Source organism: Nostoc sp. 'Peltigera membranacea cyanobiont' 232 (genome assembly GCF_002245985.1).
Classification (GTDB): Bacteria; Cyanobacteriota; Cyanobacteriia; order Cyanobacteriales; family Nostocaceae; genus Nostoc.
This window is the reverse complement of sequence record NZ_NOLK01000068.1, coordinates 14,176-40,605: the sequence shown is the minus strand read 5'-3', so window position 1 is coordinate 40,605 and position 26,430 is coordinate 14,176. Positions and strand designations below refer to the sequence as shown.

Annotated in this window: 24 protein-coding genes; 3 read left to right on the top strand and 21 right to left on the bottom strand. The window is 49.7% G+C overall.

The window, feature by feature from the left end:
• The coding region (locus tag CDG79_RS21785; RefSeq protein ID WP_143855541.1) for a sensor histidine kinase at positions 1-525 on the top strand (525 nt) is incomplete at its 5' end.
• Positions 526-706: 181 nt separating this feature from the next.
• Here the strand turns inward: CDG79_RS21785 and CDG79_RS45550 are convergent.
• Together CDG79_RS45550 and CDG79_RS42590 are read right to left on the bottom strand one after the other, a co-directional pair.
• Positions 707-910, bottom strand: a complete 204-nt coding sequence (locus CDG79_RS45550; protein WP_143855540.1) for a DUF3775 domain-containing protein — start codon at positions 908-910, stop codon at positions 707-709.
• Positions 841-1,221, bottom strand: coding sequence for a hypothetical protein (locus tag CDG79_RS42590; RefSeq protein ID WP_189525078.1), 381 nt, complete (start codon positions 1,219-1,221; stop codon positions 841-843). The genes CDG79_RS45550 and CDG79_RS42590 overlap by 70 nt, the downstream gene beginning before the upstream one ends.
• Before the next feature lie 312 nt (positions 1,222-1,533).
• Here CDG79_RS42590 and CDG79_RS21775 point away from each other — a divergent pair, with 312 nt between their 5' ends.
• Both CDG79_RS21775 and CDG79_RS21770 read left to right on the top strand, forming a co-directional pair.
• Positions 1,534-3,846, top strand: a complete 2,313-nt coding sequence (locus tag CDG79_RS21775; RefSeq protein ID WP_094343980.1) for an NACHT domain-containing protein — start codon at positions 1,534-1,536, stop codon at positions 3,844-3,846.
• A 289-nt stretch (positions 3,847-4,135) separates the two neighbouring features.
• On the top strand, positions 4,136-4,318 hold the full coding sequence (locus CDG79_RS21770) for a hypothetical protein (protein ID WP_094343979.1): 183 nt from the start codon (positions 4,136-4,138) through the stop codon (positions 4,316-4,318).
• 204 nt (positions 4,319-4,522) lie between these two features.
• On the opposite strand, the gene CDG79_RS21765 is transcribed toward CDG79_RS21770, so the two are convergent.
• From CDG79_RS21765 to CDG79_RS21675, 19 genes are all read right to left on the bottom strand, one after another.
• Entirely contained in the window at positions 4,523-5,260 is a 738-nt protein-coding gene (locus CDG79_RS21765) for a cation transporting ATPase C-terminal domain-containing protein (protein WP_223278254.1), read from the bottom strand.
• Positions 5,261-5,365: 105 nt separating this feature from the next.
• Entirely contained in the window at positions 5,366-6,184 is an 819-nt protein-coding gene (locus CDG79_RS21760; RefSeq protein WP_094343978.1) for a potassium channel family protein, read from the bottom strand.
• A complete protein-coding gene (locus tag CDG79_RS21755; RefSeq protein WP_094343977.1) occupies positions 6,181-6,492 on the bottom strand; it encodes a chaperone modulator CbpM in 312 nt (103 codons plus the stop codon). Before CDG79_RS21755 ends, CDG79_RS21760 begins: the two co-directional genes overlap by 4 nt.
• Positions 6,489-7,412: a DnaJ C-terminal domain-containing protein gene (locus CDG79_RS21750; protein ID WP_094343976.1), complete on the bottom strand. Its 924-nt coding sequence runs from the start codon at positions 7,410-7,412 to the stop codon at positions 6,489-6,491. Before CDG79_RS21750 ends, CDG79_RS21755 begins: the two co-directional genes overlap by 4 nt.
• A gap of 81 nt (positions 7,413-7,493) precedes the next feature.
• Entirely contained in the window at positions 7,494-7,874 is a 381-nt protein-coding gene (locus CDG79_RS21745; RefSeq protein WP_094343975.1) for a hypothetical protein, read from the bottom strand.
• Positions 7,875-8,261: 387 nt separating this feature from the next.
• On the bottom strand, positions 8,262-8,384 hold the full coding sequence (locus CDG79_RS44895) for a hypothetical protein (protein ID WP_262985816.1): 123 nt from the start codon (positions 8,382-8,384) through the stop codon (positions 8,262-8,264).
• A 15-nt stretch (positions 8,385-8,399) separates the two neighbouring features.
• Positions 8,400-10,892, bottom strand: coding sequence for a plasma-membrane proton-efflux P-type ATPase (locus tag CDG79_RS21735; protein WP_094343974.1), 2,493 nt, complete (start codon positions 10,890-10,892; stop codon positions 8,400-8,402).
• A 31-nt stretch (positions 10,893-10,923) separates the two neighbouring features.
• Positions 10,924-12,117, bottom strand: coding sequence for an acetate/propionate family kinase (locus CDG79_RS21730; protein WP_094343973.1), 1,194 nt, complete (start codon positions 12,115-12,117; stop codon positions 10,924-10,926).
• Positions 12,114-14,321 carry a glycogen debranching protein GlgX gene (gene glgX / locus CDG79_RS21725; RefSeq protein WP_094343972.1) on the bottom strand — a complete coding sequence of 736 codons (2,208 nt, stop codon included), beginning with the start codon at positions 14,319-14,321 and terminating at the stop codon, positions 12,114-12,116. Before glgX ends, CDG79_RS21730 begins: the two co-directional genes overlap by 4 nt.
• 143 nt (positions 14,322-14,464) lie before the next feature.
• The gene (locus CDG79_RS21720; RefSeq protein WP_223278253.1) at positions 14,465-15,472 is read right to left on the bottom strand and encodes a slipin family protein; all 1,008 of its coding nucleotides are present in this window, start codon (positions 15,470-15,472) and stop codon (positions 14,465-14,467) included.
• Positions 15,473-15,654: 182 nt separating this feature from the next.
• Entirely contained in the window at positions 15,655-18,198 is a 2,544-nt protein-coding gene (glgP, locus tag CDG79_RS21715; protein WP_094343971.1) for an alpha-glucan family phosphorylase, read from the bottom strand.
• Positions 18,195-19,985 carry a phosphoglucomutase (alpha-D-glucose-1,6-bisphosphate-dependent) gene (pgm, locus tag CDG79_RS21710; RefSeq protein WP_223278252.1) on the bottom strand — a complete coding sequence of 597 codons (1,791 nt, stop codon included), beginning with the start codon at positions 19,983-19,985 and terminating at the stop codon, positions 18,195-18,197. The genes glgP and pgm overlap by 4 nt, the downstream gene beginning before the upstream one ends.
• 63 nt (positions 19,986-20,048) lie before the next feature.
• The gene (locus tag CDG79_RS21705; RefSeq protein ID WP_094343970.1) at positions 20,049-20,981 is read right to left on the bottom strand and encodes a polyphosphate kinase 2 family protein; all 933 of its coding nucleotides are present in this window, start codon (positions 20,979-20,981) and stop codon (positions 20,049-20,051) included.
• 25 nt (positions 20,982-21,006) lie between these two features.
• Positions 21,007-22,647, bottom strand: coding sequence for a glucose-6-phosphate isomerase (pgi, locus tag CDG79_RS21700; RefSeq protein WP_094343969.1), 1,641 nt, complete (start codon positions 22,645-22,647; stop codon positions 21,007-21,009).
• Positions 22,644-23,432: a triose-phosphate isomerase gene (gene tpiA / locus CDG79_RS21695; protein WP_094343968.1), complete on the bottom strand. Its 789-nt coding sequence runs from the start codon at positions 23,430-23,432 to the stop codon at positions 22,644-22,646. Before tpiA ends, pgi begins: the two co-directional genes overlap by 4 nt.
• Positions 23,407-24,072: a histidine phosphatase family protein gene (locus tag CDG79_RS21690; protein WP_094343967.1), complete on the bottom strand. Its 666-nt coding sequence runs from the start codon at positions 24,070-24,072 to the stop codon at positions 23,407-23,409. Before CDG79_RS21690 ends, tpiA begins: the two co-directional genes overlap by 26 nt.
• The gene (locus tag CDG79_RS21685) at positions 24,069-25,121 is read right to left on the bottom strand and encodes a class I fructose-bisphosphate aldolase (protein ID WP_094343966.1); all 1,053 of its coding nucleotides are present in this window, start codon (positions 25,119-25,121) and stop codon (positions 24,069-24,071) included. The genes CDG79_RS21690 and CDG79_RS21685 overlap by 4 nt, the downstream gene beginning before the upstream one ends.
• Positions 25,118-25,906 (bottom strand): ribulose-phosphate 3-epimerase, encoded by a 789-nt coding sequence (gene rpe, locus CDG79_RS21680; RefSeq protein WP_223278251.1) that lies wholly within the window; start codon positions 25,904-25,906, stop codon positions 25,118-25,120. The genes CDG79_RS21685 and rpe overlap by 4 nt, the downstream gene beginning before the upstream one ends.
• Positions 25,907-25,981: 75 nt before the next feature.
• Positions 25,982-26,428 (bottom strand): RpiB/LacA/LacB family sugar-phosphate isomerase, encoded by a 447-nt coding sequence (locus CDG79_RS21675; RefSeq protein ID WP_094343985.1) that lies wholly within the window; start codon positions 26,426-26,428, stop codon positions 25,982-25,984.
• Positions 26,429-26,430: the final 2 nt, after the last annotated feature.

The following is a 26,430-nucleotide window of genomic DNA, read 5'->3' as shown; positions in this document are numbered from 1 at the left end:
AGAGACATTATTGATCGTTCACTTGTTGAGGTGCGACTGCGGAACGAATCAACCGGACAATATCAGAGATGTCGAGTTATTCACCTAGTCAGTGAAGTTGAGGCTACTGCATGGTTTGAAGCAAGTGCGAAATCAATTAAGGTGTGTGTTGAGGTAGCGCCGGAATTGGAGGTTTTTATAGATCGTCACCTAATAATATCTGCCTTATCGAATCTGGTTCAAAATGCCATTAAGTTCACCAAGCAGGGTGGCATTGTATGGATACGCGGTAAGGCTGTAGATGGGCGTGTTTTGATTGAAATAGAGGATCAATGTGGAGGACTCCCGCCTGGTGAGGCGGAAGAACTCTTTAAGCCTTTTTCTCAGATGGGAACAGATAAATCTGGATTGGGGATTGGGCTTACAATTTCACGACGCGCCGTGTCGCTAAACAAGGGTATACTCTCAGTTCGCGATGTCCCCCATCAAGGATGTGTGTTCTCAATTGATTTACCCAAAGCCTCCTCCCCTCTCCCCACTACATAATCCTCTAGCTCCATCTTCGCTGCGCTCACTTATGTAAACTCCAACTATTTTTCTTGAGTTTTCTGCTCAACCAAAATATCCACTCTATCTTGCATTTATAGGTCGTATATCTCCAGACAAGGAGCGACATCATCATTAAAAGCTGCTATCAGATAGAAAAGACCGCACGCAGCTACTCCAATTAATTGTTGCAGTGATTATTATTTATTTTTTTCAGCCCGGAGCGAAGATATTTAGCTAGGAAAGCCTTTTCGATAATATAACTAGTTGTATAGTTTTGAGGGATGAGATGTAGTGCTTGTGCAATTAAATCGTTTAAGTCTGATGGGTGTTCACAGGATACATATTGACCAAGCCAGATACAGCGCTTCCGGCTATTATGCAATACAGTTTTCCTTTAGCTCCTCTCCTATCATAGCTTTCAGCTTTGAGGATGTACCTCATAGCTGCCGAAAGTGCTGTAAGGGCTATTACTTGTCCTTTTTCTTCTGAAGAAAAATCGTCTACATATTTATGTAGTACTCTGACTGATGTTCTTCCTGTCATTTCAAAATCTTCTAAATAATTAGACAATTTGTCTAGAAAAGTTTCTGGTATATTTACTCTCCCAAACAGTATATCTGATGACTTTGGGCAATAGATTAATTCAGCAAGCTCAATGATTTTATATACTTTACTAATTAATGAAAAATTCATATTTATCTTCAAGCTAAAATCATAGTGAATAAGGACGGATATTGATAAGCCCTTAATCTGTACTTCATAGAGCATGACAGATGGGTGCTTGAGATTAAGTATTGCTACAAGCGTGAAATGTATAAAATAAGTTCATAGTGTTTGAGTTGATTATAAAAATTAATATATGTAACAGGATCTCACTAGAGCTAGAGTATTTTTTCTTAATTGTGTATATCCTTAACTAAGGAGAGATTTATTACCACAAAAAAAACTCTAAGATCAAAGATGATAATAAAAATTTGAGTTCTTGATTTTAGAAGTTTTTGTCCTATGGTCAAGCGATCGCTCGAAGCATCACTCACTGGGATTCAGGAGGCTAAAAGAGTGTTTGCTCGCAAGGGTTGGACACAAGACAATCTAGCAGCAGAAGTCAACCTCAGTACTAGACAACCAATTTGGCGGTTTTTCAGTGGTCGTCCAGTTGAGCGTCATACCTTTATTGAAATTTGTTCAGTGTTGTCACTGAATTGGCGAGAGATTGCGACTAATCCTCCAGCAGAATTTTTGTCACGAAAAGAATACGCCCAGCCTCCTGTAGTGGATATTGATAAGTTAGTGCCATTCGTGCGATCACAACGCTTTGACAAAATTCAAGACCAGTGTGGTATTTTGCACTTATTGGATATTAGCCGTCCAGTTGCGATCGATGACATATATATAAATGTGAATATTTTGGAGTCAATTGCCAGCCTTCAGTGGTTAGAAATCACTGATCTGCAAAACCTTGATCCCAAAGAATTTGACCGTTTTGGCTTAGGTGAAGCTGACGAGAAACAAATACCTGGTACACAGGCAGTTGAAACCTACTCCAAGCTCAGGGTGCTGGGCAAACCAGGAGTAGGTAAAACCACCTTTTTGCAATATCTCGCCATTGGGTGTAACCAAAACGCATTTGCGGCAAATCAAGTGCCGGTCTTCATCACACTGAGAAACTTTGCCCAAGAGTCTAAGATTACCAACGAGTTCAGCCTATTAAACTACATCCGCCAGGAGTTTTTCACATCTGGAATTTCCGATCCCTCAACCATCGAAACCTTGCTGAATGCAGGCAGAGTATTACTCTTGCTTGATGGCATGGATGAAGTTCTTCACCAACACAGCAATGCTGTCTTAAACGAAATTCGGAGGTTTTCAGAGAAGTATCACAAAAATCGGTTCGTGGCCACCTGTCGAACAGCAGCTCAAAAACTCAGACTCCGAGGCTTTACCGATGTTGAAATTGCCCCATTTACCTTAGAACAAATCCGAGCCTTCGCTCAAAAATGGTTTGTGGCCTTTACCAAGACCAGCCAAAAAGATGGTCAGGCGCAGTCCGTTGAGTTTATTCAAAAGTTGGAATTAGATGAAAATTGGCAATTTCGCCAACTCGTCGTCACACCCCTATTTTTGCATCTTGCCTGTTGGGTGTTTCACGGTAAAGAAAAATTTCCGACTAAGCGGACTGACTTTTATAAAGAAGGTTTAGACCTTCTATTAGGCAAATGGGATGAAGCCAGAGGCGTTGAACGGGATGACGTTTACCGAGGGTTTTTATTATCACAAAAGCTCAAGTTATTCAGTCAGATTGCCACAGCGACATTTGAGCAGGGTCAGTACTTTTTTGAGCAACGTATCGTTGAGCAATACATTGGCGACTATATTGACAATTTAAGCAACGTGCCAATGGATGCAGAAGAATTGCAAATAGAAAGCGAAGCAGCGCTGAAGTCAATCGAGGCTCAACATGGGCTACTGGCAGAACGGGCGCGGGGAATTTTTTCCTTTTCCTATCTAGCATTTCAAGAATACTTCACAGCGAGGAAAATCGTTGCCAGCCATAACTTAGAGGCTTTTGGGCAAGCGCTATTCGGTCTAGTCAGTCATATCACCGACCCCCACTGGCGCGAAATCTTCTTGTTAACCGCCACCATGCTCAGAAGTGCAGACTCTCTAGTACTGTTGATGAAGCAACAGATTGATACACTCGTTGCCCAAGATGCTTATTTACAAGAGTTTTTGACCTGGGCTAGCCAAAAATCTCGCAGTATTCCTACCCAATCAAAAGATGCGACAGTGAGAGCATTTTACCTTGCTTTGAGTCGGACTCCTCACATGGCTTCTCACTTTGCCCTAGCCAGCAGCCTCGACCAAGGGATGTTTCTGGATGCGGCATTAGATGACCTGCTGATAGAGTGTGCAATTGATGGGAGCCAAAGCTTTGCCCACATCCACGCCTGCGGAGATGCTATGAGCAACATTTTGGGTATTGTTCTGGATGTTGGACTCCATAAATCCCTGCAACAACTCTCTGACCAGTTGCCAAATTCTGGTCAAAGTCAACAACGGTTTGAGCTATGGTCGCAAACGAACTATTCAGCTTGGGCCCAACAGGTAAACAAGACGGTGATTAATTATCGCAATATTAACCACGAGTGGCAGTTTAACTCTAAGCAACAACAAGTACTGCAACGCTACTATGATGCTAATCAGTTACTACTCGATTGCCTGCATAGCAATTGTGAAGTAACAGCTGCTATCAGGCAAGAAATTGAAGCCACCTTATTGTTGCCGATAAAGGAACTTGAGGATAGGGAATGGCAATAATTCTTTTGGTTAATTCCTGAAAGAGGTTTGGATTACGAAAATCATTTTGAATAAGTTTTGTGTCGTAGTTAATCAACTAATTCACAAAATCAAACAACACCAAATCATAGTACAGGAGCTAGGCTAATACAAAAATTCCGAACATTTATGTCTTCAAAAGAAAAATAAATTCTAGCGATCGCTTTTACTGACAATACTGAAGGCTCTTGCGTCTGTATATCCAAAAGCCTTTGGTGAAGCAGTTAGTAACAGAAACAGCAAAACTGCTTAAATATTCTCTTGAAAGATCATGAAAACGACAAGAAATAACCCACTAGATATACGCCACATTAGTCTGAAAGTAACAGAGTTAATTAAGCAATACGCTGTTGTAAATAACTGTACGCAGGATCAAATGCTAGAGCGTATTGTTTTGGAGTGGAATAGCCAACAAAGCGAGAGCGAACGACCATCAGGAGACGAAGATGAATAGCTTTTTTGTACAAGCCCTTGGCGTAATAGAATTGTGCTGAACTATGCTTTTCCATCAACTCAGAGACTATATTTAACTAGTGGTCTGTCGCAAAAGTTTTGATAGGTTCGTAGTAAGCACTTTAGTGCTTAAAAAATCAAGGACTAAAGTGCTTACTACAAACATGTATCACCATCAGAATTAATGCGATAGACCAATAGGTTCTTAGGTATATCCATATTTCTTGATAAACCAAATTTTGACAAATTGAGTCAATACACAATAGCAAGTTAGGATTAAAGCTAACCAAAGAAAATAAACGGCTGGCAAAGGAACAAACCCCAAACTAGCTCCAATTGGAGAAAATGGCAGATACATTCCGACTCCCATCACAGTGGCGGTAATCAGCAACATGGGTAAAGAAGCCCGACTCTGGAAAAAAGGAATCTTAGCCGTGCGAATGACGTGGACAATCAGAGTTTGAGTCATCAGACTTTCCACAAACCAACCGGTTTGGAACAAAGCTTGATTGTCTACAGAAGTCGCCCCAAATACAAACCACATCAGAGCATAGGTGGAATAGTCGAAAATGGAGCTAACCGGGCCGATGAAGATCATAAATCGCCGGATATTATCAACTTTCCATTTCGGCGGCTTGATCAGGTCTTCTCGATCCACATCATCGAAGGGGATGCCCGTTTGTGAAAAGTCATAGAGGAGATTATTGATCAATATCTGCACTGGCTGCATCGGTAAAAATGGCAGAATCGCACTCGCACCCAAGACACTAAACATATTGCCAAAGTTAGAGCTAGTACCCATTCTGATGTATTTGATAATGTTAGCAAAAGTCTTGCGACCTTCGATTACCCCAGATTCCAGGATTAATAAGTTTTTTTCTAACAAAATAATGTCTGCCGACTCTTTGGCAATATCAACTGCCGTATCAACTGAGATGCCCACATCTGCCTCCCGCAAAGCGGCTGCATCATTGATGCCAAAGGTATTGTTCTTGAGGAAGATTTTCTATGACAGCAAGGTTTTATTTAATTTGCGATACTTTGGAAGTTATTGGTCTAAATTTTGTCGTGCTAAGGCTTGAATCTCAGTTCGCAGTGCGGTAATTTCTGCTTGCAGGGCTTGAATTGATTTTGCACCTGCCAGTTCTGCTTGATCATTCTCGGCATCCTGATCAACAAAAAATACTGCTAGCGTTGCTGTTGCATAACCACAGACCGCGATCGCATACAGTGCTAGTAAAAAGCATAATACCCTTCCTTCTGCCGTCTTTGGAAAGTAATCAGATCCCATCGTGGTCATCACCATTGCCGTCCACCACAAGGCAGTGCCATAGTCAGTGATGCCAACAGTACCAACAGAAAGTTTGTGTTCAAACGCATAAATTCCAGTTGCTCCAAGCAAGATGACCAACGCGGTTAGTCCCACCACATAGCCCACTCCTCGACGCTGAACACTTGTTGCGAGTAACCGCATTCCTCTATTGGTTCGTGCCATAACTCCCAACAAATGTAACCCACGAATCACATGAACTGATTGCAAAGACTGTATGACTCCCACAATCCGAAAGGTTCGCACAGCCGGGATAAGCAGCGAAAAGACGATTAACCAGTTGTGTTTGAGGTAAGAAATTTTGCGGGGAGCGAGAAGAAATTTGATCCCAAAATCCACGATAAAGGCGATCCAAATCATGATGGCGATCGCTACTAGGAGAGGATTCAGTCCCCAAACTAGCTCAACGATAAAAAGTCCCAACCAAGCAAAGCCCAGCACCAGCATCGGCGTTTCTAGCCAATCTTCCAATTGTTGCAGTACTTCGCTGCGCTCTTGATCTAATGCCGGCTTTGACTGTTGGTTCAGATCGCTCATAACGAGTTCAATGGATGAGACTGATACACCTTTAGCTGTGTCCGTAATTGGGCAATTTCAGTCGTCATATCTAGCACCATTGCCGCTCCGACTAAGTTTAGCCCCAAATCTCGACGCAAGCGTTGAATCTGAGCAATTCGGGCAATCTCGCGGGAATGCAGCAAATCACCGATCGCTTCGATTACACCTAACTCAACATAAACCTGCACAACCGTAATCGAAGTTTCAGTGATTAAGGCAGCATAAGCAAAGGTGTAAAGTTGTTCACCTTCGAGTGAAACCACGGTTTTTGAAAGGCTGAAGGTCATAATTTAATCTCCTCTAACTGGGCGCGTGGGTTAAAACTTGTATTTGCCTGGATTTTTTCGTAGTATTCTTGCTCGATCGCACTCAGGTCTTTTGGCGTGACAATCTGAAGTTTGGCAAATAAGTCACCTCGTCCCCCTTTTGGCAATGTCCAGCCTTTGCCGCGCAGTCTCAGGGATTGCCCCGATCGCACCCCTTTGGGAATTTTCATCGTCACATTGCCATCGGGGGTAGGCACGCTGATTTCTGCCCCTAAAACCGCTTCATCGGGGCGAATTGGAATCTCACAAACTAGGTTATCGCCCTCAAATCGATAGAAGGGATGCGGTAACACCTCAATAGTTAGATATAAATCGCCGCGCTGTGGAGAGAACGGACTAGGACGACCTTTACCCTTGAGGCGAATTCGACTGCCTGGTTTTGCACCTGCGGGAATGCGGACGTTGATCGTTTCGTCGTCGAGTTGCAAACGCTTTTGGACACCGTGAAAGGCTTCGGAAAATGTGAGTGCAATCGCAGCTTCAGTATCCGGTGCAGGTGCTTGAGAACGAAATCCACCAGTGGAGGTTTTACGTCTCGATCGACCCAGCAGATCGTTGATAAACGAATCAAAATCGCCGTACTGATCGAAGTCGGTCGTACCAACATTAGTGGAACTAGGTGGCGGCGCTTCAGTGTAACCAGGGTGATTCCAGTGCTGACCAAAGCGATCGTACTTCTCCCGCTTCTCTGGATCAGATAATACCTCATTCGCTTCGTTTAGTTCTTTGAACTTTGTTTCTGCATCTTTGTCTCCAGGATTGAGGTCAGGATGATATTTGCGGGCAAGTTTGCGGTAAACCCGTTTGATTTCTTCTGGAGTTGCGGTTTTACTCACTCCCAAAATGGCATAGTAGTCTTTAAAGTCTGTTGCAGTTGGCATCACTGACCTCTCGATTGCGGGTTATTTTGCGGTGAGTAGTAAGCCCAGATTTCTCACAATTTTTCATTCTCAATCCTCACTTCAGGGACAGTAGTCAGAGCAATCAAGTGCTTGTTCTGTGAGGACAATAGAGGGGTGTACTGTGCAGTATAAATAATGGTTGTTTGTAAAGAAGCGACAGTTCCGACAGGGAAGTTGATGGAAGCAGTTGAGCGTTGTAATTTTTGCTATTGCAACTTTCCAAATATCTAGCAATTTCAAAATAAAAATTGCCAAAAATATCATCGAGCAGAAGGGGATGAAAAACAATGCTTCATCAGGTGTCATGGCTCCTTGCTGTCTTATGAAATCTGGTTTTATCACAGCCGGGTTGACAATCATCAACTTGGCTTTACTTGAAGGAAGCAGATTTAAATTCCTTTTATCCAAAATATAAAGTTTGATAAGTTTATCAGTAGACATATTATTTACGCTCATAGAAACTAGAGTTTTGTGAACAATACAGAATTGGTGAGTTATTCAAGATAAGAGGAGAACAGCATTGAAAATGCAAAACTCCCGATAAACGTCAAGGTAGATAAGTTTGTATCTTGAGTTTGATGGGCTTCAGGAAGAATTTATTCAACGATCGCCACCATCAAAGTGCCTGTTGTGAATGGCACTAAGAAAAGGGAAAATCGTTGAGCCAGCAGGGGTGCAGAGGAGCGGAGGAGCAGGGGAGAAAGAAGAAGGAAGAAGCATACGGACAGAAAACTTGAGGCATACGGAAAGAAGCAAGAGAAATTCTCCTCTGCCCCTCTGCCCCCCTGCTCCTCTGCAATCCTTACGCCGCCTACCCTTCAGCTTAACTTAGTGCCATTCGTGCCTGTTGTAATCAGTTTGTCCGCGCAATCCCCAATAGCCCAGCGTCGCGCCCAGCCAAACAGGAATCAGAAATGCCGCAACTAAACAAAATCGCTGTGTTCGCGGCATATTTTGACTCTATACTCAAGTGCTTTTTAGAGGACTCCTTTGTTTTGACTGTGGTGGGAGCAAAAGCCGGTAAGCGAGCAGTTTCACGCGGTCATTCACGACGAACCACGCCAGCGCATAGCCCCAAACGAACAGTGCCCAACCCCAGCCGAGAGGCGTCATAAATAGCCCATATACCGCGATTAACGTCGCCACGACTTGTGTACCAAGTACGGCTATCCATAAAATCCGCGCGGGACGAATAGACCAGAACGGGCCGCGTGTGCGGGTGAGGAAGATCGTCAGATGTCCAGCCACGGAGAGCTTCAAATACATCAGTGTCTGGATGTGTGCGCGATCGAGATGAAAGACGCGCTCACCAAGATAAAACAGTCCGAACGCGGAGACAACCCCGATCACGCCTAACACCGTGGAGATCCCCAGCACAAGGCGCATATCCCATGCCTCGGGCTTATCTCGGTAATGAACATTGTCATAGGCGATGGACAGGATGGCACCGTCGTTGAGCAACGCCAGCATCACAATCATCACCGCCGTCACCGGGTAAAAGTTAAAGAACAGGATCGACAACGTCATGAACAACAGCACACGCAACGTCTCGGCGATACGGTAGATCGCGTAGCTGTTCATCCGTTGGAAAATGCGGCGGCTTTCCTTAATCGCGTCAATAATCACCGACAGTCCGGGCGTTGTCAGCACAATGGAAGCCGCCGCCCGCGCTGCGTCTGTTGCGCCTGAAACGGCGATGCCGCAGTCGGCTTTCTTCAGCGCGGGGGCATCATTCACCCCGTCACCCGTCATACCGACAATATGTCCGTGTTTTTGCAGGACATCTACAATGTGGAACTTGTGTTCGGGGAATACCTGGGCAAAACCGTCGGCATTCTCAATGGAATCGGACACTTCTGATGTCTCTTGCTTTTCCGAGTCGCCCAAGCTACCAGCATCGAGGATATTTGCGCCCATGTCCAACTTTTTGGCGGTTTCCTGAGCGATCGCTAATGCATCGCCCGTCAGCATCTTGATGTTTACGCCCATCTTTGCCGCGCTTGCAATGGTTGCCTTGGCATCTTCCCGTGGCGGATCGAACAGCGGCAATACACCAAGAAACTGCCATTTTCCATCGCCCTCAGCCCGCGCCACGCCCAACGAACGAAAGCCACGGGTTGCAAATTCGTTGACCGCTTTCTCGACAGCCGACTTCACCTGCCCAGCATTGGTGGATAATGCTAGAATCACTTGGGGCGCACCCTTGGTCACTTTGAAAGTTTTTCCGTCTTTGGCTTTAACGCTGGCTTCGGTGCGTTTATGCACCGGGTCGAATGGCGTAAAGTGAACCACCTCGTAAGCCTTTAACGAATCCTTGTCTTTCAGTCCGTCCAAAACGGCTAGATCAATGGTGTCGTTGTTTTCCGCGCGCGACGCCAGCGCCCCGTTGAGGATGATTTCATCAGCCGGAATATTATTCACACTGAAGGGATCACCCAGCGTCAGCTTGTTCTGAGTCAAGGTGCCGGTCTTGTCCGCACATAACACATCCACACCAGCCAGTTCCTCAATAGCGACCAATCGGCTGACAATCGCTTTTTTCTTGGAGAGCAGGCGTGCGCCAACCGCCATCGTTACCGACAGCACTGTTGGCATCGCCACGGGAATTGCGGCTACGGTCAACACCAGAGCGAACTGCAACGTAGTGAGGATCGGGTCGCCACGGGAGATGGCGACGGTAATAATCAACGTCACCAGAGCCAGCGCGAGAAGGATCAGGTAGTTGCCAATCTTTAAAACCGCCTTTTGAAAATGGCTGACAGTTTGCGCCTTCTGCACCAGTTGCGCCGTCTTGCCGAAGTAGGTGTTCGCACCCGTGGCATAGACCAGGGCGCTGCTCTCACCCCGGCGAACGATCGAGCCGGAAAACACCGCGTCGCCAGGGTTACACTTGGCAGGCAGGGATTCGCCCGTCAGCGCGGACTGATCCACCGACATGGGATCGCCGTCCAATAAGCGGGCATCTGCTGGCACGATGTCGCCAAGCCGCAGTTGGATGACATCGCCGGGCACCAGCTCACGCGCTGGCGGCGTAATCCACTTCCCATCTCGTTTCACCTGGGTCTTGGTCGCAAGCTTTGCCTTCAGGGCAGTAATGGCGTTGCCCGCAGCACTTTCTTCCCAGAATGCCACCACAGCGTTGGTAACTAGCAGCAACAGGATGATGAAGAAATCCGGCCAGTGCCGCACCACGCCCGAAAGAATCACCGCCGCCTCGATCATCCACGGAATCGGTCCCCAGAAATAAGTGAGGAATTTCAGGAATGGATTGGTTTTCTTTTCCTCGATCTCGTTAGGGCCATATTTAGTCAGGCGCTTCTTCGCCTGTGCTTGGCTGAGTCCGTCTGGGGACGACTCCAGTTTTTTTTCCACCTCCGGCAGTGGCAGAGTTTTCAGATCGTCTTTCGCATCGGGCTTCGATTTGGAAGCTTTGGGCTGGTCGGCAACGGGTTTGATCATGGGTATTCCTTTGGTTTATTTTTTCGTTTTTTCAGCTAAATTTAAGGGTGTGGCAGACCAAGCGGGCAATCATCAGTGCTTCATCTGTGTGAATTACGCGGACGGGAACCCTGCTGGTTACCGCAGAAATCAGGTCCTCATTCGCCGTGTTTCGCTTTACTTCCAGTTCGATGCCAAGGAAACCCAGCCCATCGCAAATCCGGGCGCGGACTGTGGGGGCATTCTCCCCAATGCCCCCTGCGAACACCAATGTGTCTACTCCGCCTAATGCCGCCGCGAATGCGCCGATCCATTTCTTGACCTGGTAGCAAAATAGTGCGATCCCGATCGCCGCCCGCTCGTCCTGGATTTCCCGATCGAGCAAGTCACGCATGTCAGAACTGGTTTCGGATATTCCCAGCAAACCGGACTGGAAATTAACCATCTCGTTGAATTGCTTCGCGCTCATTTGTTCAGTCTGCGCCAGATACCAAACCAGTCCCGGATCGAGATCGCCAGAACGGGTACTCATCGGCAATCCGGCGGTCGGCGTAAAACTCATGCTAGTGTCCACGGGTTTGCCGTCATGCACCGCCGCCAAGCTTGCGCCATTTCCGAGGTGAGCGAGGATAACCCGACCTTGTGCTGCTGCCGTTCCGTCCAGGCGAGCCAGTTCTCCCATCAGGAACGAGTATGACAACCCGTGAAACCCATACCGTCGTACACCCTGCGCCTCATAGCGACGGGGGATTGGCAACAGCCGAGCCACGAGCGGCAGGTCATGGTGAAAAGCCGTGTCGAAACAGGCCACTTGGGGCAGATCCGGAAAGCGACGATGAAACGCCTCGGTCAACAATATCTCTTCCGGCAGATGCTCAGGGTCGAATGGACTGAGGCGATGCAGTTCCTCAATCATTTCCGCAGTGATTCGCTGCGGCTGGCTATACTTGGGTCCCCCATGCACCACGCGATGCCCTACCGCGCTCAAGGCATTACGCCCACTATGTTCCTCAATCCAATCCATCAGAGCGTCCACTGCCGCTTTGTGATCCGGTGCCGACACTAACCGCGAAAAGTTGTCCGCCGGGTTCAAGCCTTTTACCTGCAAACTGGCTGCCGGCAGCCCAATCCGCTCAATCCCGCCCTCCAGAATCCGTTGGAGGGAGTCGCCGGACTCGAACAGCGCAAACTTGATGCTCGACGAGCCGCCATTAATCGTTAGGATATGCGGGTTAGCTGGTTTCATTTGGCCTCCGTGAACGCTGTCTGCAACCCCTGATCGTGCGTACATCGAGCCAGAAGAATAACGCTTGATCGCGGTTTCAAAGAGTAATTGTCTAGATTTTCCCAATGCGGTTCCTCACCCGCAGCGAATAGGTCTTGTGGCGCTTTGCAAGCAGTATCGATGGCTAGATGCCACCGAGCCTCTGGCAGTAGAGCGGGCAACCGGAAAGCGATCGCATCAACACTGGCATTGAACAGCAGACAAAGTGCGTGCTGCTCATCTTCATGGATCAGACAGGCAAACTGCTTTGCTTGGGGGTCAGTCCAATTGGGCAAGCCTCCTTGGGGACCAAACCATTGGATCTCAGCATCCGTATAGAATTTCTCCTGACTCAAAATGGGATGGGCAGACCGAAAGGCAATCATGCCACAGGTGAAACGAAAAATCTCCTGGTGCTGTTCCAGACAACTCCAGTCATGCCAACTCGTGGCGTTGTCCTGGCAGTAGGCATTGTTATTGCCGCCTTGTGTGCGACGAAATTCGTCCCCACCGAGCAGCATCGGCACACCGCGCGATATCAGCAGGGTCAGCAGAAAATTCTTGATCTGGCGTTTTCTGATGGACGCGATGGCTACGCCCGCCGCAGGCATTGCGGCATCTGTCGTCTCGCCTTCAGAACCGTAGTGATCGCTAAAGTTGGCATCAGTCCCGTCCTGGTTGTTCTCTCCGTTCGCTTCATTATGCTTGTCGCCATAGCTCACCAGGTCGTTAAGAGTGAAACCGTCGTGGCAGGTGACGAAATTGATGCTGCCTTCGGGTCCTTTGCCAGACTTGGTATAGATGTCGGCACTGCCACAAATCCGGCTGGCAAACAAACCGAGCATCCCCTCATCGCCACGCCAGAAACGCCGAACATCATCTCGGTACCGCCCGTTCCACTCTGCCCAGCGCCGCTCTGAAAAGCTACCCACTTGATATGCACCACCGGCATCCCACGCCTCGGCAATGATTTTTAGGTCTCTTAAGATCGGGTCTTCGGCGATCCGTTCGAGCAGCGGGGCATTAGCTAATAACTTGCCGGCACCGTCCCGTCCGAGAACCGATGCCAAGTCAAACCGGAATCCATCCACATGCATCTCGACCATCCAATAACGAAGCGCGGCCAAGATGTGATCTCGCACCACGGGATGGTTAGCGTTGACGGTGTTGCCTGTGCCCGTGTAGTTCTTATAGTAGCGTTTGTCCCCCGCTAAAGTGTAGGCGATCGCATTAGCAATTCCGCGAAAACAGAGCGTTGGACCCAGTTCGTTGCCCTCTGCTGTATGATTGAACACTACATCCAGGATCACTTCAATATCGGCCTTGTGCAAAGCCCGAACCATTTCCTTGAACTCTAGCTTCTGCTGGCCTAAACCGCCTGAGCTACTATAGGACGCTTTGGGCGCAAAGAAAACCACTGGATCGTAACCCCAGTAATTCGTGAGCAGTTGATTGGTTTGCGGATTCCGGCGCGGTATAGGAGTATCATTGAACTCCTGGACGGGCATCAGTTCCACAGCCGTCACCCCCAGGGTTTTGAGATAGGGAATCTTTTCCATCAGACCGCGATAAGTGCCCGGATGATCCACGCCCGACGTGGGATGAATGGTAAAGCCACGAATATGCATTTCGTAAATAACAGTCTTCGACCACGGATGCCGGGGTGGACAGTCTCCATCCCACTCGAAGGACTCGTTGAGAAAGACACATTTTGGCATCGACTTGGCATTGTCCACCTTTGAGAAAGACAGGTCTAGCTCTGATGCCAAAGGGTCATAGCCGCGTGCCGTAGCGAAATCCCACGGGGGCAGTTGCGAAACCGCGATCGCACAGGGATCGAGGAGAAGCCTGTTGAAATTGAAACGATGGCCAAGACTTGGTTCGTAGGCTCCATCCACGCGGTAAGCATAGAATTGGCCAGAAACGATTCCCTCCACCCAAACGTGCCAGACATCACCGGTGCGATTACACGCTGAATCGAGATCGATTGACCTGGTAGGCACTGCGTCTTCAGGATGGTCAAACAACTCTAGTCGAACGCGGGTGGCATCACGGCTGAAAATGGCGAAATTCACCCCTCCTCCAGTTTCCTGGGTTCCAAAAGGCAAAGGATAGCCTGCACGCACGTCAGCGCGTTCGGATATCTCCGAGATATAATCGTGCAGATCATGTGAGGGATTTTTCATTTGTAGTCTGCCCAGAGATGGGAAATTAGCACCCACAGATTAAAATAATTCGTAATTCGTAATTAAGTTTTGTGACGGGGATTTAGCTGAGGCTTCAATTCGCGCTGCCTGTAGAGACTCTTGACTTAAACCCCCAAAGTTCGTTAAGGGGTTGCGATTAATTTAGTGCCATTTGGCTCTACAATATCTCTCATTGATTGAATGCCTTCTTGTTTTCTGATCTCGCTTTTCTCCTGCCCCAATCCCATAGTCAAGGCTGTCATCCCGGCAAGACCGCCTAGCTGCATACTTTCTACGGCTGTACTGGGTACAATGACGATCGTGGCATTTTCTTTCAAACCCTCATAAAGCATATTCATCGCCCTCAAATGCAGAGCCACAGGGTTGTTGATATAGGTCTTAGCCGCTTCCCCAAACTTCTCTGCCACCTGTCGCTCTGAATCGCCCAAAATCACACGCGCCTGACGTTCTCTTTCCGCTTGAGCCTGCATCGACATCGCATCCTCCAAAGCCGAGGGAATCAGTACATCCTTAACTTCCACCGAGATAACATTGATGCCCCATGACTCAGTGCGCTCGTCAATGATTTTTTGCAAATCCTTACTAATCTTCTCCCTGCCTTCCAGCATATCTGATAGCATGGTCTTGCCGATGACATCCCGCAGAGCCGTTTGGGAAGCCCAACTAATAGCACTTTTATAGTCGGCGACATCCAGAGCTGCTTTCTTAGGATCTACAACCTTCCAAAACAGAACTGCATCTACGTCAACCGGCACCGTATCCTTAGTCAGAGTCTTCTCCGCCTGGAAAGAAGCGGTGATCACGCGAGTGTCAATCCGGTAAGGTATGGTGTCAATGATCGGAATAATGAAAATGAGTCCAGGTCCCTTGAGAGCGAGGAATTTTCCTAACCGCAATACCACCAATCTTTCCCACTCATTCGCCACCTTAATAGCGCTCGAAAGAATTGAAGCTAACACACCTCCAACACCAATAATTACCATTAAAAGAAGTAATGGGTTAGTACTGTAATACGGGACGGAGTTTTGCATAAATAAGGGCGAATTTCCCGTGCTTTGGGACGTACTCGCTATAAGCTTTCCCGCTTGAAGTTGATAGCCAAATAATGGATAAGAGCTGATTGTTTTCATTTCAATTTCCTCGATGAGTTAGACACTTGAATTCGATAACCATGATTCGTTTTTTCTGAACTAGTAGTCTGTCAATTTTGTTTTGAGGGGTTTTTGGTAGTGCGGGCATCTTGCGCGCGTGAGCGAGACGCTCACACTACTTTTGACTTCCGCCTTGCGGTAATCCTCCATGCAAAAATTAATCATCGCTGCCACAAGATTCGTGTATCTTCCAGTGGAATCGCAACGCCGTCGCAGTATGGTATAATACGCACCGTATATTCTGTGGCTGGGCGTGTTGCGGATACTTGCGTGTTAAAGATGTAACCGTTTCCCGTGGTCAATGGCTGACCGCGCTTCATTTCCTGCCGCGACCTGTTGCCGCCGTTCACTCCGTTGGCGTATAGTTCTACCCGCACACTCTTTGGGTCAAGGCTACCGAAAAACACTTCAACTGTGAATGTGTGCCCTTGTGCGTCGCTCACAACCTTGATTTCCCCGAAGCGCAACAAGGCCCATTTATCTTGCAGAGTGTGCTGCCAATCGACGATTTGCTTGCCGACTTCGCCGTTGTTCGCGGTGCGATCGCGGTAGGCAGTGGCAGCAGGAAGGTAGTGTTGCTCAATATATTCACGTACCGAATGGGTGGCGGAAAAGCGCGGTGTCAACTGCGCCATACTTTCTCGCATCCGCTTGATCCATGCTGTGGGGATGCCGCTGTCGTTTCGGGTGTAAAACTCCGGGATCACTTCCTGCTCTAGCAGATCATAGAGCGCGTTGGCTTCTACCGCATCCCAAGCGGGATCTTCGCCATGCTCCTGACCGTCCCCCAACGCCCAGCCAACTTCAGGATTGTAGGCTTCCGCCCACCAGCCATCCAACTCAGATAAATTGATGCCGCCATTGACAAGCACCTTCATGCCACTCGTCCCGCAAGCTTCCCAAGGTCGCCGGGGCGTGTTGATCCAGACATCCACCCCTTGCACCAGGTGTTCGGTTAGAAGCATATCATAGTCACTGAGAAAGATCACATGGGGGCGCATCTCAGGTTGCCGGATGAAACGTACCCATTCTTGAATCAGGGCTTGCCCCCCCTGGTCTGCCGGATGCGCCTTGCCAGCAATGATGAGTTGCACGGGATGCTGCGGATTGGTCAAGATACGAAGCAGGCGATCGCGATCGTGCAGCAGTAAGTTTGGTCTCTTGTAGGTAGCGAAGCGACGTGCAAAGCCCAAGGTTAATGCGTTGGGACTAAACAGATGCTTCGCCCCATTAATCGCCTCCGGCGTGTCGTCGGAGACGATCAATTGCTGGGACAAGCGTTGGCGGGCGTATTCAACCAGAGACTTGCTGGCAGCTGTCCGAAACTGCCAGAGTGTGGTGTCACAGACGCGGCGAATGTCCTGCCCCAGGTTTTCCGTCGTGCCCAGCCAGCGCTCCTTTCCACAGGCTCCCGTCCACAGATCATCGGCGGGAGCCGAGTCCCAGCTTGGCATGTGGACTCCGTTGGTTACGTGCCCGATCGGCACTTCGTCCTCCGGCCAGTGGGGAAAAAGCGGCGTGAAAATGCGCCGGCTCACCTGACCGTGTAAGCGACTCACCCCATTAACCGCCCCGCTTCCACGGATTGCCAAATAAGCCATATTGAAACTCTCGGACGAGTCATTTGGATTCTGGCGGCCTAGTGCTAGCAAATCGTGGACTGTAATGCCCAGCTTGTCTTGGGCATACCGACCAAGGTATTGCTCAATGAGAGCCGGAGCAAAACGGTCAAAACCAGCAGTCACCGCCGTGTGGGTGGTGAAAAGGTTCCCCGATCGCGTGACCGCCAGTGCGACTTGAAAAGGCTGCCCGGTCTCGTTCATGAAAGTTCTGGCTCGTTCCAAAATGGCAAATGCCGCATGTCCTTCATTGAGATGGCAGACTTCCGGCTGGATGCCGAGGGCATCAAGCAGTCGCCAGCCGCCAATACCGAGCAGCATTTCTTGCTTAAGGCGTAACTCTGGTCCGCCGCCATACAGTTCGCTGGTAATGCCTCGATGGGCAGGAAAGTTCGCTGCGTCATTGCTGTCTAGCAGGTAAAGCTTCACGCTGCCAACTTGTACCTCCCAGGCGCGTAGCCAAACCGAGTAACCGGGCAAGACAATTTCCAACCGCAACCACTCGCCGTTTGGGTGGCGCAAGGGTGCGATCGGTAACTGTCCAGGATCATTGTAGGGATAAAGGGCTTGCTGTGCGCCGTCCTTGTCAATCACCTGACGAAAATAGCCCTGTTGATAGAGCAATCCCACAGCAACCACCGGTACACCCAGGTCACTGGCGGCTTTGAGCTGATCTCCGGCGACATTGCCGAGTCCGCCTGAGTAAATGGGCAATGCTTCACTCAACATGAATTCCATGCTGAAATACGCGACACATTTCAATGGAGACTGCGGATACCGTTGCTGAAACCAGGCTGGTGCAGTTGCCTCCTGATGCCTGGTTTGCAACAGGTCATCCACATTCTTAGAGAAAGCTGGATTTGCTAGCGCCCTCTGGAGTTTGTCCCTTGAGACAGTTTGTAAGACCACCCAAGGGTTTTGAGTCAACTCCCAAAGTGCAGGATCAAGCTGCCGCCAGACTTCATCGGTAGCATGATTCCACGACCAACGCAGATCCAAAGCTAGTTCGGCAAGGGAATCGAACCCCTCGACATCTGTCGGTAAAAAACGGTTGTTCCACGTGCTGAAAGGTGTTTGTTGGCTCATAGGTTCTCCTTTAGGTTTGCCTTGGATGCAATCCCCAACTTCTGTGGGGATGCCGCCAAAGCAGTGCTGACAATCGTCTGTGCTTCTTCCAGGATGTGGTGCAGATGCTCTGTTCCTTGGAAGCTCTCTGCATAAATCTTGTAGATGTCCTCGGTTCCTGACGGACGTGCCGCGAACCATCCGCTTTCGGTCATCACTTTCAACCCACCAATGGCAGCACCGTTGCCTGGTGCATGAGTAAGTACCTTCTGGATTTTTTCACCCGCTAGTTTGGTGAGCGTCACCTGTTGCGGTGAGAGGTTTGCCAACTTTTCCTTTTGCTCTGGAGTAGCGGGTGTTTGAACGCGGTCATAGACAGGCTCACCGAATTCCTGCGTGAGTTCGCGGTAGATTTCTCCGAGATCCTGGTCTGTCCGCGCTGTGATTTCCGCCGCCAGCAAACAGGGAACGAATCCGTCCTTGTCCGTCGTCCAGACGCTGCCATCCAGACGAGCGAACACCGAACCCGCGCTCTCTTCTCCCGCAAATCCCAGTGAGCCATCTAGCAATCCTCCCACAAACCACTTGAAACCGACCGGTACCTCGAAAAGCTGCCGGCCAAGTTTGGCGGTTATCCGGTCAATCATCTGGCTGCTGACTACCGTTTTGCCGATCGCCGCTTCCTTGTGCCACTTCGGTCTGTTTTGAAAAAGATAGAAAATTGCCACACAGAGGTCGTGATTAGGCGGTAGCAATCCTTCGCTTCTGGTGACAATGCCATGTCGGTCGTAGTCGGTGTCACAGGCGAAGGAAAGATCAAAGCGATCCTTCATCTGGATCAGTGGTTGCATTGCATAGGGCGAAGACGGGTCCATCCGAATCTGTCCATCCCAATCCACCGTCATAAAACGAAAGGTGGGATCGACCGTCTCGTTGATAATGGTCAGGTTTAAACCATGTCGCTCCGCGATCCGCGCCCAGTAATGGACACCAGCACCGCCAAGGGGATCAACGCCGAGACATATCTTGGCGCTGCGAATGATATCCAGGTCGATTACATTGCCCAGGTCGTTGACGTAGGCGGTCAGATAGTCGTGTCGATGCGTCGTGGCACTGTGCAGAGCCTGTTCGTAGGGAATTCGTTTCACTCCTTGGAGTCGGGCTTCCAGCAGCGCATTCGCCGTTGCCTCAATCCAACTAGTGATCGTATTGTCGGCTGGCCCACCAGGCGGTGGGTTATATTTGAAGCCACCGTCATGGGGCGGATTGTGGGAGGGTGTGATCACAATCCCATCAGCGAATCCGCTTTTGCGATCGCGATTGTAAGTCAAAATCGCATGAGAAATTACTGGGGTTGGGGTGTATTCGTCCCCAACGGCGATCATCACTTCGACTCCATTTGCTGTCAGCACCTCAAGTGCAGTGGCGCCAGCCGGAACAGAAAGCGCGTGCGTATCCATACCGAGATACAAAGGGCCAGTGATTTTTTGTCGCGTGCGATAGAGGCAAATCGCCTGAGTAATTGCCAGGATGTGCCATTCGTTGAAAGCCCGTTTGAATGACGAGCCGCGATGACCAGATGTGCCGAACATCACTCGCTGTTCCGGTACTGATGGGTCGGGAACCTCGGTGTAGTAGGCGGTGATCAGCCGTGGCACATCGACTAATATTTCCAGTGGTGCCGGCTTTCCAGCCAGAGGACTGATTTTCATGACGCTTTCCTCAAAGTCCGTGATGGAGTTATACCAATTCGCAATTCGTAATTCGCAATTCGCAATTAATAAACCTAGATGCACCAAGGTTTTCATGGTTTACATCTGCATCAAATTTTTCGTGAAATGGTATTAGTCTCCGTTAAAGGATTGTGGTCTTTATTTCTGACTCTCAAGCATTTCCTTTGCTTGCAAAAGTTCCTGGTGTTTTGCTTCGCTGACCTTGGGATAGTTGAGATTGAGTGCCTTCAATTGGGCATAAATGATGCCTGCTACCACAAGGCGAGTAAACCATTTGTGATCTGCTGGGATCACATACCAGGGTGCCCATTCTGTGCTAGTGTGATTAAACATTTCTTCATAGGCAACCATATAGTCGGGCCAAAACGTGCGCTCTCTCGCATCATTAACAGAGAACTTCCAGTTTTTCTCAGGAAGTTCAATCCGTTCTAGAAAGCGTTTTCTTTGCTCTTCTTTAGACACATTCAGGAAAAACTTGAGGATGATAGTCCCGTTGCTGGTCAGATATTTCTCAAAGTTGTTGATTTCCTCATAGCGACGTTGCCAAATATGCTTATCGATCAAGTTAGGCGGAATTTGTCGCTGCTCCAGAATTTCTGGATGAACTCGTGTTACTAAGATTTCTTCATAATTAGAGCGATTAAAAATGCCAATTTCTCCTCGTTCTGGTAAAGCTCTGGAACATCGCCATAAATAGTCATGATCCAACTCTTCCCCAGCAGGAACTTTGAAACTATGCACCTGACAGCCTTGAGGATTGATACCCGACATCACGTGTTTGATGGTACTGTCTTTACCAGCGGCATCCATTGCCTGGAAAATAATGAGCAAGGCATAAGTATCTTGGGCATAAAGCATATCCTGATATTTTGCTAAAGCTTCAATACCTTTCTGTAGTTCACTTTCAGCTTCAGATTTCTTCAGATAATGGGCTTTGTAAGCTGGGTCATAGTCTTTGGCAAGGGAAATTCTCTGCCCTGGTGGAACAAGAAAGGGACTAATCAAATCGTCAAGTTTTTTGATCGGAAATGGGTTTAATGATGAATCATCGTGGCTATGTTTATCGGTCATAGGTTTAACGCTCAACTGTCTAAAGTCAATGGCACTGAAATCTAGCTTTCACGTAGTGCCGAATCAGGGTATTGGTTGAACTATCGTGCTTGAGTCGGTTTTTGTCCTCAGTCTCAAGTTCAGGAATGATGCGCGCAGCAAGGGCTTTCCCCAATTCGACTCCCCATTGGTCAAAGGAGTCAATGTCCCAAATGGCACCTTGAGTGAAGACGCTGTGTTCGTACAGTGCCACGAGCTTGCCCAACGCCGCCGGAGTCAGCCGTTCCAGGAGGATCGTGCTGGATGGACGGTTGCCCTCGAAGGTTTGGTGCGGCACCAGCCATGCTGGTATGCTCTCAGCTTGTACCTCTTGGGGCGTTTTGCCAAAAGCCAGCGCCTCTGCCTGGGCAAACATGTTGGCCAAGAGTAAATCATGGTGGTGGCCAAGAGGGTTAAGCGGCTGAGTAAACCCGATGAAGTCGCAGGGGATGAGCTTGGTTCCCTGATGAATCAGTTGGTAGAAGGAATGCTGCCCATTAGTACCCGGCTCCCCCCAATAGATTGGCCCAGTTTGGTAGACGACCTCAGTCCCATCCTGCGTGACGTGCTTGCCATTGCTCTCCATCGTCAACTGCTGAAGATAAGCTGAGAAGCGCTTCAAGTAATGCTCATAGGGAAGAACCGCCATTGTTTGTACATCAAAGAAATTGTTGTACCAGAGAACCAGCAGACCCATGAGTACTGGTAAGTTGCGATCAAAAGGAGCCGTGCGGAAATGCTCATCCATCTGGTGAAAACCGTCTAGCATGGCGCGAAAAGCTTCGGAACCAATGGCGATCATTGTTGAGAGACCAATGGCCGAGTCCATTGAGTACCGCCCGCCAACCCAATCCCAAAACTCGAACATATTGGCGGTGTCGATGCCGAACTTAGCCACCTCTTCGACGTTGGTCGAGACCGCCACGAAATGTCTGGCAACCGCATCTGGATGCTTCAATGTCTTGAGGAGCCAGTCGCGGGCTGTGTGGGCATTGGTCATCGTCTCCAGAGTCGTAAACGTCTTTGACGCGATGATGAACAGCGTCTCCTCGGCATCGAGGTCGCGGGTGGCTTCGATAAAGTCGGTGCCATCAATGTTGGAGATGAAGCGGAAGGTTAGGTTGCGCTGGCTGTAATGGCGCAATGCCTCATAGGCCATCACTGGCCCCAGGTCAGATCCACCGATGCCAATATTGACGATGTTGCGGATACGCTTGCCCGTGTAGCCCTTCCACTCTCCACTACGTACCTGAGTCGAACAGTCAGCCATCTTATCCAGCACGGCATGAACCCCAGGTACAACGTCCTCGCCGTCTACGATGATGGCTTGCCCTTTGGGGGTACGCAGGGCGACGTGCAGAACTGCCCGCTTTTCTGTGACGTTGATTTTGTCCCCGCGAAACATAGCATCAATGCGCGATCGCAGACCTGACTCTGCCACCAATTGCAACAAGAGCGTCAGCGTCTCATCCGTGATCCGGTGCTTTGAATAGTCGAAGTAGATGCCGATCGCCTCAGTTGTCATGCGCTCCCCGCGCGTTGGATCGTCTGCAAATAACTGCCGCAGATGCAACTCATGGACTTTCCGGTAATGGGCTTCGAGGGCTTGCCATGCCACACGCTGGGTAAGGGGGATGATTGTTGTCATGCTGCCTCCACTTGGCTTTGCGTTTGACTAATTCCTGCCTGAACAATGGCTAAAAACTGCTCGGCATTCAGGCTGTCGCCGCCAATGAGGACACCGTTCACACCAGTTTGCTTCAGGAACGTGTCGGCGTTCTTCGGATTGACGCTGCCGCCGTAGTGGATAGCAAGCGTCTGAGCTGATCGCTCCCCGAACATCTGACCGAAGCAATGCCGAATGACAGCGTGCGTTTCCTGAGCCTGCTGAGGGGTGGCGTGATGTCCGCTACTGCCGATCGCCCAGACTGGTTCGTAGGCGATGCTCAGGTGGGTTAAGGTAGCTGCCGACAGTCCGTCCAAGCCCTGAAACAGTTGCCGATCGAGTACTGTTTTGGTCTGGTTTGCCTGGCGTTGTTCTAGAGTTTCGCCGATGCAGAAGATTGCATCGAGTCCGGCGGACAGGGCAACCCTTACCTTCTGGTTGATGAACGCATCGGATTCGCCCAGTTTGTGGCGGCGCTCGCTGTGTCCGAGGATCACGTACTGGCAGCCGAGATCGAGGAGCATCGTCGGGCTAACCTCGCCGGTGAATGCGCCTTCTTTGGCGGGATAGAGGTTCTGTGCGCCGAGCGCAATCCGGCTGCCCTTGAGGATTTCCCCGACTAGGGACAGATAAGGAAAAGGTGGACAGACCGCAACGGTAACACTATCATCAGTGCCTATACCAGCCGCGATCGCCTGGGACAGATGTCTGGCTTCAGCTGCGGTGGTATACATCTTCCAGTTACCAATAACAAATTTCTGAGCCATGGCCGGTTTCCCTTGGTTGTTTAAGCTTTTGGCAGTTGAGTATTTCATGAGTTGCATTCCACAAAGCGATAACTGGCACTGTGGGGTGGTGGGGGTCGAAGGCGAAAATACTGATTGATGCCGTGCCAAGGGGGAAATGCTGCGCTTCGACCACCGTTAACCCGATCCAGCGTGCAGCTAGAACGCCGCCGAACTGACCGTGGGAAAAGAGGGCGATATTGCCATCCAGGTCACGCAGACGAGCGATAAGTCGATCGGCGCTATCGCAAATTTGGGTGGGCATTTCACCGTGCGGACAACCGTCCCGAAAAACATTCCAGTCCGGGCGCTCCTTGCGGATATCCACGGATTTCTGCCCTTCGTAATCGCCATAGTCCCATTCGACCAGATCCGGTTCAATTTCCGGGACTTGATCCAGCCCGACCAACGCACAGGTTTGTTGGGCGCGTTTGAGTGGGCTGGTCAGCACATGGGAAAACTGGATATCCCGGAGGTGCTTGCCGAGTTCCCGCGCCTCGGACTCGCCGTTTGTGGTCAACGGAATGTCTGTGCGACCTGTGTGGCGACGGTCGAGCGACCACTCGGTTTCACCGTGCCGAATCAGGTAAAGGTGTAAGGGAGTAGATATACTTGTTTTCATACTCCTGTCCCTTCCATTGCAGCCTTGTATTCACCCTGGCGCGCTGCCCAATTGCACTTAGCTCGATGCAACAAAGCCTGTTGTGCCTTTGACACATTCGCCTCTTTGCCTTGCCAAAGCTCTAACGCTGGTTGCTGGATGGCACGGGCAAAGGAAAACGCCAATGCCCAAGGCGATGAACTTTGCCCCACCGTCGGCGATCGCAATTTGAATTTAAGATTCATCGCATTCAAACGAGCCGAAGCCAGTTCACCGGATTGTCCGCCCGACAAGAACGCAATTCCCGGAACAGCAGCAGGGACTGCCCGCAAGAGACAGTTCACCGTGGCATCAGCTACCTCGTCCACCGATTCTTGTTGAGAACAAGTCAATCCGGGAAGCACCATGTTAGGCTTCAAGATCATGCCCTCCAGTATCACCCTTTGCCTGTAGAGTTGGTTAAAGACAGTTCGTAGGACTTCCTCTGTTACCTCACCGCACTGTGACAAGGTATGCGTTCCGTCCATCAGCACTTCCGGCTCAACAATGGGAACTAATCCGGCTTCTTGGCACAACGCAGCATAGCGAGCCAACGCCTGGGCGTTAGCCTCGATGCAACCCCGGCTGGGAATGCCAACACCGATGGTAATCACCGCGCGCCACTTGGCAAAACGAGCGCCCTTATGAAAATATTCCTTGAGGCGATCGCGCAATCCATCCAGACCTTCGGTGATCTTCTCTCCAGGATGACCCGCCATTTCCTTAGCACCGATGTCAACTTTGATGCCAGGAATGATTCCCGCTTCGGTGATGACTTGCACAAAGGGAGTGCCATCTTGCTTTTGCTGGTGAATAGTTTCGTCGTAGAGAATTACGCCACTAATGTACTCACCGAGACTGGGCGTGGTGATAATCAATTCTCGATAGGCGCGTCGGGCTTCCTCAGTCTGGGGAATGCCTAACTTTGCGAATCGTTTGTTACAGGTTGGATTACTCTCATCCATTGCCAGCAGACCCTTATTGTCAGCAACAAGCATCTTCGCGGTTTCTATCAGCTTTTGGACATTCATTTCGAGTTGCTCCACTCTGGAAGGTGCATCTTTTGGATGCAAAGAAATGAATCAGGTGAATTTGATTCGCCCGTTGATTTTAAACTTTCCCATCCGCTAGCGCCGGGTTGGTTCTCGTTGACAATCTGGCGCATTTTTTTGACGGCGGCTTTCAGGCTGGGTGCACCGAACAAGCTCGTACCCGCCACAAATGTATCCGCTCCGGCGCGGGCGCATTCGGCGGCAGTCTGGTCATTGATGCCGCCATCCACGCTGATGCGGTAGGACAGGTTTTTTTCGCGCCGCCACCCTTGGGCTTGCCGGATTTTGGGCAGGCATTTGGGGATAAATTCCTGTCCGCCGAATCCGGGATTGACAGTCATCACGAGCAGTAGATCAATTTGTTCGAGAAACGGCTGGACGGCTGCGATCGCAGTAGGTGGATTGATGGCGAGTCCGACTTTTTTGCCGAGGGATTTTATTTTGTGGATCAGGGATGGGACTTGTTCACCAAGTTCCACGTGAATGATCATTTCGTCCGCGCCGGCTTTCGCAAAGGGTTCGAGCAGGATGTCTGGCTGGGAACACATCAGGTGAACGTCGAAGAAAAGTTTGGTGAGTGGGCGGATGGCTTGGACAACTTGCGGACCGAAGGAAATGTTCGGGACAAAGTGACCATCCATGATGTCGAGGTGTAGGCGATCGGCACCAGAACGCCCGACACGTTCGGCTTCTTGTCCGAAGCAAGACTGGTTGGAGGCAAGGAGCGAAGGTGCAATCATCATTTCGGCAACCTTTGATTTCATATTTTTTGCTGGCGTACAGTCAGAATGTATGTTTGCCCTGAAAGTTTCTCCTTGTTGCCCGTTCAGAGTTCCTTTTCATCTCAATTCCAATGCCGCTACTTTCTGAAGACGTCGCTGGAAACGTTCATCTTGCTGGAAATGAGCAGCCAGAAATGTCTGAACCAATTCCCAGGATTCGGCATATCCGGTGACTTGTCCGCCCAGACACATCACGTTCATGTCGTCATCCTCCACCCCCTGATGAGCAGAGAATGAATCTGCGATTAACGCCGCCCGCACGCCTGCTACCTTGTTGGCAGCAACACAAGCTCCTACCCCGCTACCGCAAATGGCCAAACCGCGAACGATTGTGCCCTTCGCCACCGCCTGGGCTAGTGGGACCACAAAATCCGGGTAGTCATCTCCTTTAACCAACTCATAAGCACCAAAATCCTCCACCTCGTGGCCAGCCTCCTTTAGAGCAGCCGTCAGTTGCGCTTTCAACTCAAACCCACCATGATCTGCCGCGATCCCAATGTGCATTA

Bases quoted from the DNA above. Each gene is read 5' to 3' on its own strand.
- CDG79_RS21705 (WP_094343970.1), bottom strand. From the start codon at position 20,981: ATGACCGATAAACATAGCCACGATGATTCATCATTAAACCCATTTCCG.
- CDG79_RS21675 (WP_094343985.1), bottom strand. From the start codon at position 26,428: ATGCACATTGGGATCGCGGCAGATCATGGTGGGTTTGAGTTGAAAGCG.
- CDG79_RS21770 (WP_094343979.1), top strand. From the start codon at position 4,136: ATGAAAACGACAAGAAATAACCCACTAGATATACGCCACATTAGTCTG.
- pgm (WP_223278252.1), bottom strand. From the start codon at position 19,985: ATGAAAACCTTGGTGCATCTAGGTTTATTAATTGCGAATTGCGAATTA.
- CDG79_RS21685 (WP_094343966.1), bottom strand. From the start codon at position 25,121: ATGAATGTCCAAAAGCTGATAGAAACCGCGAAGATGCTTGTTGCTGAC.
- CDG79_RS21745 (WP_094343975.1), bottom strand. From the start codon at position 7,874: ATGTCTACTGATAAACTTATCAAACTTTATATTTTGGATAAAAGGAAT.
- CDG79_RS21720 (WP_223278253.1), bottom strand. From the start codon at position 15,472: ATGAAAACAATCAGCTCTTATCCATTATTTGGCTATCAACTTCAAGCG.
- CDG79_RS21760 (WP_094343978.1), bottom strand. From the start codon at position 6,184: ATGAGCGATCTGAACCAACAGTCAAAGCCGGCATTAGATCAAGAGCGC.
- CDG79_RS42590 (WP_189525078.1), bottom strand. From the start codon at position 1,221: ATGAATTTTTCATTAATTAGTAAAGTATATAAAATCATTGAGCTTGCT.
- CDG79_RS21750 (WP_094343976.1), bottom strand. From the start codon at position 7,412: ATGCCAACTGCAACAGACTTTAAAGACTACTATGCCATTTTGGGAGTG.
- pgi (WP_094343969.1), bottom strand. From the start codon at position 22,647: ATGACAACAATCATCCCCCTTACCCAGCGTGTGGCATGGCAAGCCCTC.
- tpiA (WP_094343968.1), bottom strand. From the start codon at position 23,432: ATGGCTCAGAAATTTGTTATTGGTAACTGGAAGATGTATACCACCGCA.
- rpe (WP_223278251.1), bottom strand. From the start codon at position 25,906: ATGAAATCAAAGGTTGCCGAAATGATGATTGCACCTTCGCTCCTTGCC.
- CDG79_RS21730 (WP_094343973.1), bottom strand. From the start codon at position 12,117: ATGAAACCAGCTAACCCGCATATCCTAACGATTAATGGCGGCTCGTCG.
- CDG79_RS21755 (WP_094343977.1), bottom strand. From the start codon at position 6,492: ATGACCTTCAGCCTTTCAAAAACCGTGGTTTCACTCGAAGGTGAACAA.
- CDG79_RS21775 (WP_094343980.1), top strand. From the start codon at position 1,534: ATGGTCAAGCGATCGCTCGAAGCATCACTCACTGGGATTCAGGAGGCT.
- CDG79_RS44895 (WP_262985816.1), bottom strand. From the start codon at position 8,384: ATGCCGCGAACACAGCGATTTTGTTTAGTTGCGGCATTTCTGATTCCT.
- CDG79_RS21735 (WP_094343974.1), bottom strand. From the start codon at position 10,892: ATGATCAAACCCGTTGCCGACCAGCCCAAAGCTTCCAAATCGAAGCCC.
- glgX (WP_094343972.1), bottom strand. From the start codon at position 14,321: ATGAAAAATCCCTCACATGATCTGCACGATTATATCTCGGAGATATCC.
- glgP (WP_094343971.1), bottom strand. From the start codon at position 18,198: ATGAGCCAACAAACACCTTTCAGCACGTGGAACAACCGTTTTTTACCG.
- CDG79_RS21690 (WP_094343967.1), bottom strand. From the start codon at position 24,072: ATGAAAACAAGTATATCTACTCCCTTACACCTTTACCTGATTCGGCAC.